Source organism: Roseateles violae (genome assembly GCF_030410485.1).
Lineage (GTDB): Bacteria > Pseudomonadota > Gammaproteobacteria > Burkholderiales > Burkholderiaceae_C > Roseateles_D > Roseateles_D violae.
Genome location: NZ_JAUHHC010000006.1, coordinates 335,432 through 348,456, shown reverse-complemented (window position 1 = coordinate 348,456; position 13,025 = coordinate 335,432). Strand labels below are relative to the sequence as shown.

General features: G+C 66.1%; 8 protein-coding genes and 6 tRNA genes. 1 reads left to right on the top strand and 13 read right to left on the bottom strand.

Going from position 1 to position 13,025, the window contains the following annotated elements; genetic code table 11:
- Window positions 1–612: electron transfer flavoprotein subunit beta/FixA family protein (locus QWJ38_RS22145; RefSeq protein WP_290361304.1), on the bottom strand; the 612-nt coding region annotated here is incomplete at its 3' end.
- 166 nt (window positions 613–778) lie between these two features.
- Between QWJ38_RS22145 and murI the strand changes: the two genes are divergently transcribed.
- The gene (murI, locus tag QWJ38_RS22140; RefSeq protein ID WP_290361303.1) at window positions 779–1,615 is read left to right on the top strand and encodes a glutamate racemase; all 837 of its coding nucleotides are present in this window, start codon (window positions 779–781) and stop codon (window positions 1,613–1,615) included.
- On the opposite strand, the gene QWJ38_RS22135 is transcribed toward murI, so the two are convergent.
- The 12 genes from QWJ38_RS22135 to QWJ38_RS22080 all read right to left on the bottom strand — a co-directional run bounded on the left by QWJ38_RS22135 (window position 1,584) and on the right by QWJ38_RS22080 (window position 12,960).
- Window positions 1,584–1,670: transfer RNA gene (locus QWJ38_RS22135), tRNA-Leu, on the bottom strand. The two genes, murI and QWJ38_RS22135, sit on opposite strands and share 32 nt — an antisense overlap.
- Before the next feature lie 80 nt (window positions 1,671–1,750).
- A tRNA-Gly gene (locus tag QWJ38_RS22130) sits at window positions 1,751–1,826 on the bottom strand.
- 61 nt (window positions 1,827–1,887) lie between these two features.
- Window positions 1,888–1,963: transfer RNA gene (locus QWJ38_RS22125), tRNA-Gly, on the bottom strand.
- Between the two features lie 9 nt (window positions 1,964–1,972).
- Window positions 1,973–2,046: transfer RNA gene (locus QWJ38_RS22120), tRNA-Cys, on the bottom strand.
- Between the two features lie 81 nt (window positions 2,047–2,127).
- Window positions 2,128–2,203 (bottom strand) — tRNA-Gly (locus QWJ38_RS22115).
- 130 nt (window positions 2,204–2,333) lie between these two features.
- On the bottom strand, window positions 2,334–4,745 hold the full coding sequence (lon, locus tag QWJ38_RS22110) for an endopeptidase La (RefSeq protein WP_290361302.1): 2,412 nt from the start codon (window positions 4,743–4,745) through the stop codon (window positions 2,334–2,336).
- Window positions 4,746–4,841: 96 nt separating this feature from the next.
- Window positions 4,842–6,110 carry an ATP-dependent Clp protease ATP-binding subunit ClpX gene (clpX, locus tag QWJ38_RS22105; protein WP_290361301.1) on the bottom strand — a complete coding sequence of 423 codons (1,269 nt, stop codon included), beginning with the start codon at window positions 6,108–6,110 and terminating at the stop codon, window positions 4,842–4,844.
- Window positions 6,111–6,283: 173 nt separating this feature from the next.
- Window positions 6,284–6,892 (bottom strand): ATP-dependent Clp endopeptidase proteolytic subunit ClpP, encoded by a 609-nt coding sequence (clpP, locus tag QWJ38_RS22100; RefSeq protein ID WP_290361300.1) that lies wholly within the window; start codon window positions 6,890–6,892, stop codon window positions 6,284–6,286.
- A gap of 128 nt (window positions 6,893–7,020) precedes the next feature.
- Window positions 7,021–8,334: a trigger factor gene (gene tig / locus QWJ38_RS22095; protein ID WP_290361299.1), complete on the bottom strand. Its 1,314-nt coding sequence runs from the start codon at window positions 8,332–8,334 to the stop codon at window positions 7,021–7,023.
- A gap of 30 nt (window positions 8,335–8,364) precedes the next feature.
- Window positions 8,365–8,451: transfer RNA gene (locus QWJ38_RS22090), tRNA-Leu, on the bottom strand.
- 148 nt (window positions 8,452–8,599) lie between these two features.
- Window positions 8,600–11,788 carry an efflux RND transporter permease subunit gene (locus QWJ38_RS22085; protein WP_290361298.1) on the bottom strand — a complete coding sequence of 1,063 codons (3,189 nt, stop codon included), beginning with the start codon at window positions 11,786–11,788 and terminating at the stop codon, window positions 8,600–8,602.
- A gap of 17 nt (window positions 11,789–11,805) precedes the next feature.
- Window positions 11,806–12,960 (bottom strand): efflux RND transporter periplasmic adaptor subunit, encoded by a 1,155-nt coding sequence (locus QWJ38_RS22080; RefSeq protein ID WP_290361297.1) that lies wholly within the window; start codon window positions 12,958–12,960, stop codon window positions 11,806–11,808.
- Between the last annotated feature and the right edge of the window lie 65 nt (window positions 12,961–13,025).

Below are 13,025 nucleotides of genomic sequence, written 5' to 3'. Positions count from 1 at the left end.
CGGCTTGACCACGTCAAGCTGCTTCTTCTTGGCCTTCATGATGTTGGGCAGGGTCACGTAGCGCGGCTCGTTCAGGCGCAGGTCGGTCGTGACGACGGCCGGCAGGCTCAGGGAGACGGTCTCTAGGCCGCCATCGACCTCGCGGGTGACGGCGACCTTGCCGTCGGCGACTTCGACCTTGGAGGCGAAGGTGCCTTGCGGCAGGCCGGCGAGCGCGGCCAGCATCTGGCCGGTCTGGTTGCAATCGTCGTCGATCGCCTGCTTGCCCAGGATCACCAGCTGCGGCTGCTCCTTGTCGACCAGGGCCTTCAGGATCTTGGCGACGGCCAGCGGTTGCAGCTCCGCGTCGGTCTCGACCAGGATCGCGCGGTCGGCGCCGATCGCCATCGCCGTGCGCAGCGTTTCCTGGCACTGGGTGACGCCGCAGGAAACGGCGATCACCTCGGTGACAACGCCCTTTTCCTTCAGGCGCACGGCCTCTTCGACGGCGATCTCGTCGAAGGGGTTCATCGACATCTTCACATTGGCGATGTCCACGCCGCTGCCGTCGCTCTTGACGCGCACCTTGACGTTGTAGTCGACCACTCGTTTGACAGGGACCAGAACCTTCATCGATTACTCCAGAGGACGAATTGACGTTAACGTTAATCAGATTCTACGGGGGCAGCCGCCCCCGTCCGGCCCCCCAACGATGGGTAGGGACCCGAAAAATAGCACGATCGTTCGATTTTAACCACGAAGCGGAGCGCCGCCGCCGCAAGCTAGACTGCCGCGCTGGATGAATATTGCCCTCTCCCCTGATCAAGTCGCCTGCCTGGGCGTGTTCGACTCCGGCGTCGGTGGCCTGACCGTGCTGCGTGAGCTGCGCCGCCAATTGCCCGCCGTGCCGCTGCGTTATGTCGCCGACACCGCCCACGCGCCCTATGGCCAGCGCAGCAGCGCCTTCATCACCGAGCGCAGCCTGGCCATCGGCCAGCATCTGATCGACCATGGCGCGCGCCTGCTGGTCGTCGCCTGCAACACCGCCACCGCGCATGCGATCCATGCAATGCGCCAGCGCTGGCCGGGCCTGCCCATCGTCGGCACCGAGCCAGGCATCAAGCCGGCCGTGGCGGCCAGCCACGGCGGCCGCATCGGCGTGCTGGCGACGCCGGCGACGATCGCCAGCGCGCGCTACCAGGCGCTGCTGGCCCGCCATGCCGGCGCGGCGCAGATCTTCAGTCAGCCCTGTCCGGGCCTGGCCGATCTGATCGAGACGGGGGAGTTGGAATCCGCCGCGTTGCGGGAACTGCTGGCGACGCTGTGCGCGCCGCTGCGTGCCGCAGGCGTCGACACGGTGCTGATGGGTTGCACCCACTACCCGCTGATTCAGCCCTTGCTGGAGGCGGAACTCGGGCCAACGGTGCAACTGTTGAACATCGAGGCGGCTGTTGCGCAGCAGGCGGCAAGGCTGTGGGCCGGGCTCGATCTGCCGGCGGCGGCGGGCCGCCTGGACCTGGAAACCAGCGGCGACCCGGAGGAGCTGACGCGCTTCGTGCAGCGTGCGCTCGGCTGGCAGGACGTCGGCGCGGAGCGGCTGACAATGGTGCCCAGGACGGGACTCGAACCCGTATGACCTTGCGGCCGGCGGATTTTAAGTCCGCTGCGTCTACCAGTTTCACCACCCGGGCATGGGGGCATTATCACGTTGGCCAGGACGCGAGCCGGGCCGAAACAAAAAAGGGAAGCCCGATGGGCTTCCCTTTCGATTTGGAGCGGGTAACGAGGCTCGAACTCGTGACCTCAACCTTGGCAAGGTTGCGCTCTACCAACTGAGCTACACCCGCATTTCGCTCGACGCCTGCTGACGTCAAGCCCGGCGCGAGCCGGTTGAACCTTTGCAGATTCTGGAGCGGGTAACGAGGCTCGAACTCGTGACCTCGACCTTGGCAAGGTCGCGCTCTACCAACTGAGCTACACCCGCTTTGATTCTTGGAGGCGCGGTCCGGAGTCGAACCGGACTAACCGGATTTGCAATCCGGGGCATAACCGCTTTGCTACCGCGCCGTCGAAATCAAATTTTTGACGCCGGAGTCTTTGGTGAGACTCTGACGAAAATGGGAAGCCGGGGCTTCCCATCTGTATGCCTGGAGCGGGTAACGAGGCTCGAACTCGTGACCTCGACCTTGGCAAGGTCGCGCTCTACCAACTGAGCTACACCCGCTTTGTTTTCAACACACTGCTCGCTGGATTTCGAATTTCTTCAATACCCGGCGCCGTTTGCGCTGAAGCAGCTATTCTATACCGGATTTGGAACGCGATGCAAGACTTTGAGGCCTTGCACGCGTTAAATCTCAGTGCGTCGCCGCCGGCGGCGCTGCCACCGCGGCTTCGGCCTTGGCGGCCACGGCCGGTTCCTCATCCGGCAGGGCCAGCGGCATCGACTCGAGCGCCACTTCCAGCACGCGATCGATCCAGCGCACCGGCACGATTTCGAGCTGATTCTTGACGTTCTCGGGGATGTCCTGCAGATCCTTGACGTTCTCTTCGGGGATCATCACCGTCTTGACGCCGCCGCGATGCGCGGCCAGCAACTTCTCCTTCAGACCGCCGATTGCCGTCACCTCGCCGCGCAGGGTGATCTCGCCGGTCATCGCCACATCGGCGCGCACCGGGATGCCGGTGAGCGCCGAGACGAAGGCCGTCGTCATCGCCGCGCCGGCGCTGGGACCGTCCTTGGGCGTCGCGCCATCGGGCACGTGGACGTGCACATCGCGCTTCTCGAACAGCTCGTCCTTGATGCCCAGGCGGCGGGCGCGCGAGCGCACGACGGTGCGCGCGGCCTCGACCGACTCCTTCATCACATCGCCCAGCGAGCCGGTCCGGATGATGTTGCCCTTGCCCGGCATCGAGGTCGCCTCGATCGTCAGCAGATCGCCGCCGACCTCGGTCCAGGCCAGACCGACGACCTGGCCGACCTGGTTCTTCTTCTCGGCGCGGCCGAAGTCGTACTTGCGCACGCCCAGGTAGTCGTTGAGGTTGTCCTCGGTGATGACGGCCTTGCCCTCGCTGGCCTTGAGCGCCAGGTTCTTGACCACCTTGCGGCAGATCTTGGAGACCTCGCGCTCGAGCGAGCGCACGCCGGCCTCCCGCGTGTAGTAGCGGATGATGCCGCGGATCGCCGACTCGGTGACCTCCATCTCCTCGTCCTTGACGCCATTGTTCTTGCGCTGCTTGGGCAGCAGGTAGCGCTGGGCGATATTGACCTTCTCATCCTCGGTGTAGCCGGACAGGCGGATCACTTCCATCCGGTCCAGGAGGGCCGGCGGGATGTTCAGCGAGTTCGAGGTGGCGACGAACATCACATCGCTGAGGTCGAAGTCGACCTCGATGTAGTGATCGCCGAAGGTGTGGTTCTGTTCCGGGTCCAGCACCTCGAGCAGGGCCGAGGACGGATCGCCGCGGAAGTCCATGCCCAGCTTGTCGATCTCGTCGAGCAGGAACAGCGGATTGCGCGTGCCGACCTTGGACAGGCTCTGCAGCACCTTGCCCGGCATCGAGCCGATATAGGTGCGGCGGTGACCGCGGATCTCGGCCTCGTCGCGCACGCCGCCCAGCGCCATGCGGACGAACTTGCGGCCGGTGGCACGGGCCACGCTCTGGCCCAGCGAGGTCTTGCCGACGCCCGGAGGGCCGACCAGGCACAGGATGGGCGCCTTGACCTTGTCGACGCGCTGCTGCACCGCGAGGTACTCGAGGATGCGGTCCTTGACCTTCTCCAGGCCGTAGTGGTCCTCGTTCAGCACGTTCTCGGCATTGCTGAGGTCGTGCTTGATCTTGGTCTTCTTGCTCCAGGGCAAGGCGATCAAGGTTTCGATGTAGTTGCGCACGACGGTGGCCTCGGCCGACATCGGTGACATCAGCTTGAGCTTCTTCAGCTCCGCATCGGCCTTCTTGCGCGCTTCCTTGGGCATGCGGGCGGCCTGGATCTTCTTGTCCAGATCCTCGAGGTCCGCGCCCTCTTCGCCGTCGCCGAGTTCCTTCTGGATCGCCTTGACCTGCTCGTTCAGGTAGTACTCGCGCTGGCTCTTCTCCATCTGGCGCTTGACGCGGCCGCGGATGCGCTTTTCCACCTGCAGGATGTCGACCTCGTGCTCGAGCAGGTCGAGCAGCTTCTCGAGCCGCTTGCCCACCTCGGCCAGGTCCAGCACCGACTGCTTGGCATCGAGCTTCAGCGGCAGGTGAGCCGCGATCGTGTCGGCCAGGCGGCCCGCATCGTCGATGCCGCCGATGGACGTGAGGATCTCGGGCGGAATCTTCTTGTTCAGCTTGACGTACTGGTCGAACTGCTGGGTCACCGCGCGGCGCAGCGCCTCGACCTCGGGCTTGGTGTCGACCTCGGGCGGAATCGGCATCACCTCGGCGACGAAATGCTCGTCGTTGTCGGTGATGGTCGTCGTCGTCGCGCGCTGCAGGCCCTCGACCAGCACCTTCACGGTGCCGTCGGGCAGCTTCAACATCTGCAGGATGCTGGAGACGCAGCCGACCTCAAACATATCGTCGGCCTTGGGCTCGTCCTTGCCAGCGGCCTTCTGGGCCACCAGCATGATCTGGCGGCCGGCTTCCATTGCGGCTTCCAGCGCCTTGATGGACTTGGGGCGCCCCACGAACAGCGGGATCACCATATGCGGGAACACCACCACATCGCGCAGCGGCAGCAGCGGCAAGGTGATCGGTTCGGCGGGCAAAACGGGATGACCGGACATGAAAACCTCTCTTTCTCAGGCCCATCTAAGGCCTGAGCGGATAAATGCAAGATGCCTAATGAGGGGCAGCAGCCGATTGAACCAGCTTAATGGCTATCAGGCGCTGGCCTTGGCCTGTTCGCGATACACGAGCAGGGGCTTGGCGTTCTCGTCGATGTTGTGCTCGTCCAGCACGACCTTGGCCACGCCGTCGAGCGCGGGCAGCTCGAACATAGTGTCGATCAGCGACTGCTCCATGATCGAGCGCAGGCCGCGGGCGCCGGTCTTGCGCGCCAGCGCCTTGCGGGCGATCGCCGTGAGTGCCGAGGAACGCACTTCCAGTTCAACCCCGTCCATCGAGAACAGCTGCTGGTACTGCTTCAGCAGCGCGTTCTTCGGCTCGGTGAGGATCTGCACCAGCGCGTCCTCGCTCAGCTCGCCCAGGGTGGCAACCACCGGCAGGCGGCCGACCAGTTCGGGGATCAGGCCGAACTTGATGATGTCCTCGGGCTCGACCTCGCGGAACACCTCCGAAACGCGCCGCTCGCTCTTGCTCTTGACGGTCGCGCCGAAGCCGATGCCGGACTTCTCGGAACGGTTCTGGATCACCTTCTCCAGGCCGTCGAAGGCGCCGCCGCAGATGAACAAGATGTTGGTCGTGTCGATCTGCAGGAAGTCCTGGTTCGGATGCTTGCGGCCGCCCTGCGGCGGCACCGAGGCCATCGTGCCTTCGATCAGCTTCAGCAGCGCCTGCTGCACGCCCTCGCCCGACACGTCGCGGGTGATCGAGGGGTTGTCGGCCTTGCGGCTGATCTTGTCGATCTCGTCGATGTAGACGATGCCGCGCTGGGCCCGCTCGACGTCGTAATTGCAATTCTGCAGCAGCTTCTGGATGATGTTCTCGACGTCCTCGCCGACATAGCCGGCCTCGGTCAAGGTCGTTGCATCGGCGATCACGAAGGGCACGTTCAGCAGCCGCGCCAGCGTCTGGGCCAGCAGCGTCTTGCCGGAGCCGGTCGGGCCGATCAAGAGGATATTGCTCTTGCTGAGCTCGACCGAATCCTTGGCCGTCGCCATATGGCGCAGGCGCTTGTAATGGTTGTAGACGGCCACCGCCAGCGTGCGCTTGGCGACTTCCTGCCCGATCACATACTGGTCGAGGCTGGCCTTGATTTCGCTGGGGACGGGCAGATCGCTCTTGCTGGCGCGCGCGGTGGGCGCATCCGCCGGCACCTCGTCGCGAATGATGTCGTTGCACAGCTCGATGCACTCGTCGCAGATGAACACCGACGGGCCGGCAATGAGCTTCTTCACCTCGTGCTGGCTCTTTCCGCAGAAGGAGCAGTAGAGGACTTTTTCGGTACTTGCGCCTTTTTTCTCGGCCATGGATCTGCTCAAACGTTCAGGCGGTACTGCCTGCTGTGATGATAGTTCAAACGCACAGGGGGCCCTTTTCTCGATAAGGGCCCCCTTAGGCTGTCAGTTGGATGCGACAACCCGCTGTTTCCACGGGTTTCTCTGCAGGAAAAGCGCTTAAGGACGCTTCTGGCGAAAGCGCCTCAAGGGCGCTTTTCCAGCACCTGGTCGATCAGGCCGTAGGTCTGCGCCTCGACGGCCGACATGAAGTAGTCGCGCTCGGTATCGGCCTGGATCTTCTCCAGGCTCTGGCCGGTGCGCTCGGCCAAGATGCGGTTCAGCTGCTCGCGCGTCTTCAGGATCTCGCGGGCGTGGATCTCGATATCGGTGGCCTGGCCCTGGGCGCCGCCCAGCGGCTGGTGGATCATGATCTTGGCATTCGGCAGCGAGAAGCGCTTGCCCTTGGCGCCGGCCGCCATCAGGAAGGCGCCCATGCTGGCGGCCATGCCCATGCACAGGGTCGACACGTCCGGCTTGATGAACTGCATCGTGTCGTAGATCGACATGCCGGCCGAGACGCTGCCGCCCGGCGAGTTGATGTAGAGATTGATCTCCTTGTCGGGGTTCTCGCTCTCCAGGAACAGCAGCTGCGCGACGACCAGATTGGCCACCGCGTCGTTGACCGGGCCGACCAGGAAGACGATGCGCTCGCGCAGCAGGCGGCTGTAGATGTCGTAGGCGCGCTCGCCGCGGCCTGACTGTTCGATGACGATGGGGACCATGCCCAGGTTGTTGGTGTCCAGCGCGCTCATTGACTTGTCCTCTGCTGATGATGTCTTTTATGGGGGCCGATTATGTCGTGACAAGAGGGAGGCCGCCGAAATGACAAAGGCGCCGGCCTCGCGGCTCGGCGCCCTCGTCGCTGTCGGCCTGCCGGCGATCAGTTGCCGGCGGCCATCAGTTCGTCGAAGGGCAGCGCCTTGTCGGTGACCTTGGCCTTGCTCAGCACGAAGTCGGTGACGTTGTTCTCGATCACCACCGCCTCGACCTCGGCCATGCGGTTGCGGTCGGAGAGGTACCAGCGCACGACCTCGGCCGGCTTCTCGTAGCTCTGCGCCATCTCTTCGATATGGGCCTGCAGTTGCTCGGGCTTGGCCTGCAGATTGTTGGCACGCACCAGCTCGGCGACGACCAGGCCCAGGCGCACGCGGCGCTCGGCCTGCGGCTTGAAGATGTCGGCCGGGATCTCGGCCTTGTCGGCATCCTTGACGCCGCGCTTCTTCAGGTCCTCGCGGGCATTGGCGACCATGCGCTCGGTCTCGCCGGCGACCAGGGCGTTCGGCACCTCCAGCTCGGCGGCGGCGACCAGGGCGTCCATCACGGCACCCTTGTTGCGGGCCAGCACGCGGAACTTGACCTCGCGCTCGAGGTTCTTCTTGATGTCGGCGCGCAGCGCCTCGACCGAAGCGTCCTTGATGCCCAGGGCCTTGGCAAAGGCTTCGTTGACCTCGGGCAGGTTCTGCGCCTCGATCTTCTTGACGGTGACCAGGAAGTCGGCTTCCTTGCCGGCGACATCCTGGCCGTGATAGTCGGCCGGGAAGGCCAGCGGGAAGGTCTTGCTCTCGCCGGTCTTCATGCCGCGCACGGCCTGGTCGAAAGCTTCCAGCATCTGGCCTTCGCCGATCATGAACTGGAAGCCCTCGGCTTTGCCGCCGGCGAAGGGCTCGCCGTCGATCTTGCCTTCGAAGTCGATGGTCACGCGGTCGCCCTCGGCGGCGGCGTCGGCCGCGGCGCGCTGGGCGAAGGTGCGGCGCTGCTTGCGCAGGATCTCGACCGTCTTGTCGATCGCCTCTTCGGTCACCTCGGCGGCGATGCGCTCGACCTCGGCGCCGGCCAGATCACCGATCTTGACCTCGGGATAGACCTCGAAGGTCGCGTCGAAGGCCATCTGGCCTTCCGGGGCCTCGTTCTTCTGCGCGATCTGCGGGGCGCCGGCGACGCGCAGCTGCGCCTCGTTGGCGGCGGCCGAGAAGGCCTGGCCCAGCTTGTCGTTCATCACCTCGTATTGGACCTGGTAGCCGTAGCGCTGGGCGACGACGCTCATCGGCACCTTGCCGGGGCGGAAGCCGTCGGCCTTGACCGTGCGGGCCAGCTTCTTCAGACGGGTCTCGACTTCGCTGTTGATGTCAGCGGCCGCCAGCGTGAGCGTGATGCGGCGTTCGAGCTTTTCGAGGGTTTCGACGGTGACAGCCATGTTCGACTCAATAAGTGTTGGACAACGTTCTGGTGCGCGGGGCCGGACTCGAACCGGCACGCCCGTGAAGGCGTCAGGACCTAAACCTGGTGCGTCTACCAATTTCGCCACCCGCGCGTGGGTGTTCAGGATTGGCTTGGCCCAGGCATGGCGGATGCCTGGCCGGGGCCGCCTCAATCCTTAGGCATTTCGGCAAACCGGTGATTGTAGCCGCTTGGCGAAGACCCACCTGCGCGGGCGGGCCCTCGAAGCCAGGGATGGGTTTCTAGCCTTGCGGCGATGGGGGCAACGGGAACGATGCGGGCGATGCAGGCGTTTGCGGCGAGCGCGGCGCCCGGACGCGGAACCAGGCCGCATACATGGCCGGCAGGGCCAGCAGGGTCAGCGCGGTGGCGACGATCAGGCCGCCCATGATGGCCACCGCCATCGGCCCCCAGAAGCCGCTGCGCGACAAGGGCACCATGGCCAGCACCGCGGCGGCGGCCGTCAGCACGATGGGCCGGAAGCGCCGCACCGCCGATTCGACGATGGCCGACCAGGCCGGCACGCCACGCGCGCGGTCCTGCTCGATCTGATCGATCAGGATCACCGAGTTGCGCATGATCATGCCCATCAGCGCGACCACGCCCAGCAGCGCCACGAAACCGAAGGGCCGGTTGAAGATCAGCAGCGCAGCGGCGACGCCGGCGATGCCCAGCGGCCCGGTCAGGAAGACCAGCATCGCGCGGCCGAAGCTCTGCAGTTGCAACATCAGCAGCGTGAAGGTGATGAAGAGCATCACCGGCACACCGGCGAAGATCGAGCCCTGGCCCTTGCTGCTCTCCTCGGCGGCGCCGGCGACCTCGATGCGGTAGCCCGGCGGCATCTGCGCCTGCAGCTTCTGCAACTCCTTCCAGACCTGGGCCGTCACCGTCGGGCCCTGCACGCCCTCGGCCACATCGCCCTGCACCGTCACCGCATAGCTGCGGCCCTCGCGCCACAGCACGCCGGGCTCCCAGCCGAAGCTGATCTTGGCGATCTGCGTCAGCGGCACCGAGCGGCCGGTCGAAGTCAGCACATAGGCATTGCCGATGTCGGTGATGACATTGCGCTCCTCCAGCGGCTGGCGCAGCACGATGTCGATCAGCTTGTCGCTCTCGCGGTACTGCCCGATGGTCATGCCCGACAGCAGGGTGCGCGAACCCTGGGCCAGACTCTGGCTGGACACGCCCAGGGCGCGCGCCTTGTCCTGGTCGACCTCCAGCTTGAGCACCTTGACCGCTTCGTTCCAGTTGTCATTGACGCCGCGCATATTCGGATTGGCGGCCAGGATGGCGCGCGCCTGATCGGCCCAGCGCCGCACCTCCTCGACCTGCTCGCCGGCGACGCGGAACTGCACCGGATAGGCCACCGGCGGGCCATTGGGCAGCAGCTTGACGCGCGTGCGCACCTCGGGGAACTCGGTCGCCATCAGCGTCGGCAGGCGCTTGCGCAGCGCCTCGCGCTCGGCCAGGTCCTTGGGCAGCACGATGGCCTGACTGACATTGGCCTGGGCGAAGACCTGGTCCTGCGGCAGGTAGAAGCGCGGCACGCCGCTGCCGATCCAGGTGCTGACCGAGACGACGCCGCTCTCGCGCCGCATGCGCTCCTCGAAGCGCTTGGCCAGCGCCTGGCTCTGCGTGATCGTCGAGCCCTCGGGCAGCCAGAGGTCGACGATGATCTCGGGCCGGCTCGAGTCGGGGAAGAACTGCTGCTGCACCCGCGTCATGCCGAACAAGCCCAGCGCGAACAGCAGGATCGTCGCGCCTATGGTCTTCCAGCGGTGCGCGACGCACCAGTGCACGATCCGGCGGAAGCGGTTGTAGAAGGGCGTGTCGAACAGCTCATGCGGCTCGCCGGCGGCGCGCGGATGGCTCTTCAGCAGCAGCGAGCCCAAATAGGGCACGAAATAGATCGAGACCACCCAGGAGATCAGCAGCGCCGCCGCGGTCACCGCGAAGATCGCGAAGGTGTATTCGCCGGTCGTCGACTTGGCCAGGCCGATCGGCAGGAAGCCCACCGCGGTGATCAGGGTGCCGGTCAGCATCGGCATCGCCGTCGCGTCATAGGCGAAGGTGGCGGCCGTCATCTTGTCGTGGCCCTCCTCCAGCTTGCGCACCATCATCTCGACCGCGATGATCGCGTCGTCGACCAAGAGGCCCAGCGCGATGATCAGCGAGCCCAGCGAGATCTTGTGCAGGCCCACGCCCCAGTAGAACATCGTCACGAAGGTGATCGCCAGCACCAGCGGGATCGTGATCGCCACCACCATGCCGGGCCAGACGTCGACGCTGAACTTGAACCCGGGCCGCATGTGCAGGCCCAGCGCAATGAAGCTGACCAGCAGCACGATGACGACCGCCTCGATCAGCACCTGGATGAACTCGTTGACCGAGCGGCTGACCGCCAGCGGCTGGTCCTGGATCTGCGCCAGCTCGATGCCCACGGGCAGCGCCTGGCGGATCTGCTTGGCCGTCGCCTGCAGCGCCTTGCCCATCGCGATGATGTCGCCGCCCTTGGACATCGATACGCCCAGGGCGATCACGTCCTTGCCCTGGTGGCGCACCATCACGTCCGGCGGATCGACATAGTCGCGGCGGATCTCGGCGATGTCGCCCAGGCGCAGGGTGCTGGCCTGGCCGGTCGCCGGGTTGACCGCGCGGATCGGAAAGGCGCCGAGCTCCTGCACCGAGTTGAACTGACCCTTGACCCGCACCTGCAGATTGCCGCTGCCGGCGTTCAAGACACCGGCGCCCTCGACGGCGTTCTGCGCCCCGAGCTGGTTGATCACCTGGCCGATGTCCAGGCCCAGCGCAGCCAGGCGCTTCTGCGAGATCTCGACGAAGAGCTTCTCCGGCTGCACGCCGAACAGGCTGACCTTGGCCACATTGGGCGCCTTCAGCAGCTGCGAGCGCACGCGCTCGGCATGCTCGCGCAGTTCCTCGCGGCTGAAGCCGTCGGCGGACAGCGCGAAGATCGAGCCGTAGACGTCGCCGAAATCGTCGTTGAAGAAGGGCCCCAGCACGCCCTGCGGCAGCGTGTAGCGCATATCGCCCACGCGCTTGCGCACCTGGTACCAGATCTCGGCCACCTCCTTGGGCGGCGAGTTATCCTTCAGCTGCAGGATGGTCACCGACTCGCCCGGCTTGGTGTAGGAGCGGATCTTGTCGATATAAGGCACTTCCTGCAGCGTGCGCTCGATCTTGTCGGTCACCTGCTCGGCGATCTGCTGCGCGGTGGCGCCCGGCCAGGCGGCCTGCACGACCATCAGCCGGAAGGTGAAGGGCGGGTCCTCGTCCTGGCCGAGCTGGAAATAGGCGGCGAAGCCCATCAGCATCAGCACGACCATCAGATAGCGGGTCAGCGCCGGATGTTCCAGCGCCCAGCGGGACACATTGAAATGGCCACCCTGTGGCTTGGCGGGCTTGTTGCTCATGCCGATCGATCCCCGCTTCAGCGCGAGGCCGCCGGTGTCGCCGAGGCGGCGCGGGCAGCCGCAGCCCCCGGCTCCTGGTAGCGCTTGACCTTCTGGCCCGGCGTCAGCACATGGACGCCGGCGATGACGACCTCCTGGCCGGGGCTCAAGCCCCCGCTGATCACGACCGCGTTGCCGTCCGCCCCGCCGATGGTCACCGGCTGCGGCTTGACCGTCATGGTCTTCGGATCGAGCAGCCAGACCGAGGTCTGGCCCTGCTGTTCCAGCACCGCCGCCAGCGGCAGCTTGATAATCTGCTCGACGCGCGGCAGCTCCAGCGTGACGGTGGCCGTCTGGCCCAGCTTGGCGTCGAGCTTGCCGGCATCGGCCTTCAGCATGAAGGTGCGGGTGACCGGATCGGTGGCGGCCGAGACCTCGCGCAGCGCGATGTCGCGCGCCGCGCCCTGGCCTTCGCCCCACAGTCGCACCTTCAGCGCACCGGGCCGCGCGGCGGCCCCGCGCACCTGGGCCAGCTGGTCCTCCGGCACGGTGAAGACGACATCGCGCGGGCCGTCGACGGCGACGCGCACGACCGGCGTGCCGGCCGCGACCACCATGCCGGGCTCGGCCTCGACCGCCGTCACCACGCCGGGCGCGTCGGCGACCAGCTGCGCATAGCCGGTCTGGTTGCCCTGGGCGCTGGCGGCCGCCTTGGCCTGCTCGAGCTGGGCCTGGGCGGCCTTGAAGGCGGTGTCGCGGCGCTCCAGTTCGGCCGCGCTGATGAAGCCCTGCTCCTTCAGCTCGACGAAACGCTTGTAGTCGGCGCTCATCTGGTCGCGGTTGACGCGCGCGGCCAGCAGGTTCGCCTTGGCCGATTCCTGCGCCAGCATCAGGTCCTGCGCATCGAGGCGGGCCAGCACCTGGCCGGGCTTGACCGTGTCGCCCAGATTGACGAGCCGGCTCTGCAGCTTGCCGCCGACGCGGAAGGACAGGCGCGACTCGGTGCGGGCGCGGATCTCGGCCGCGTACTCATGCGTCAGGCCGGCGGAATCACGGCTCAGCAGCTGGGTGCGCACGGCCCGCTCGGGTTCCGGCGCGGGCGCCTCCTTGCCGCAGCCGGCAAGCGCGAGCAGCGCGATCGACATCAGGGCCGGCGCCACCGCATGAAGCGCCTTGGACGGAACAGGGAGCATGAACACCTCGAACGACTCGGGTGGCGCCTCATAAAGGCCGGGCGCCGGTCTAACTGACTGATCGG

What these genes read in the sequence shown, in the direction of transcription:
- murI (WP_290361303.1), top strand. Translation starts at nt 779, where the DNA reads ATGAATATTGCCCTCTCCCCTGATCAAGTCGCCTGCCTGGGCGTGTTC.
- lon (WP_290361302.1), bottom strand. Translation starts at nt 4,745, where the DNA reads ATGTCCGGTCATCCCGTTTTGCCCGCCGAACCGATCACCTTGCCGCTG.
- clpX (WP_290361301.1), bottom strand. Translation starts at nt 6,110, where the DNA reads ATGGCCGAGAAAAAAGGCGCAAGTACCGAAAAAGTCCTCTACTGCTCC.
- clpP (WP_290361300.1), bottom strand. Translation starts at nt 6,892, where the DNA reads ATGAGCGCGCTGGACACCAACAACCTGGGCATGGTCCCCATCGTCATC.
- tig (WP_290361299.1), bottom strand. Translation starts at nt 8,334, where the DNA reads ATGGCTGTCACCGTCGAAACCCTCGAAAAGCTCGAACGCCGCATCACG.
- QWJ38_RS22085 (WP_290361298.1), bottom strand. Translation starts at nt 11,788, where the DNA reads ATGAGCAACAAGCCCGCCAAGCCACAGGGTGGCCATTTCAATGTGTCC.
- QWJ38_RS22080 (WP_290361297.1), bottom strand. Translation starts at nt 12,960, where the DNA reads ATGCTCCCTGTTCCGTCCAAGGCGCTTCATGCGGTGGCGCCGGCCCTG.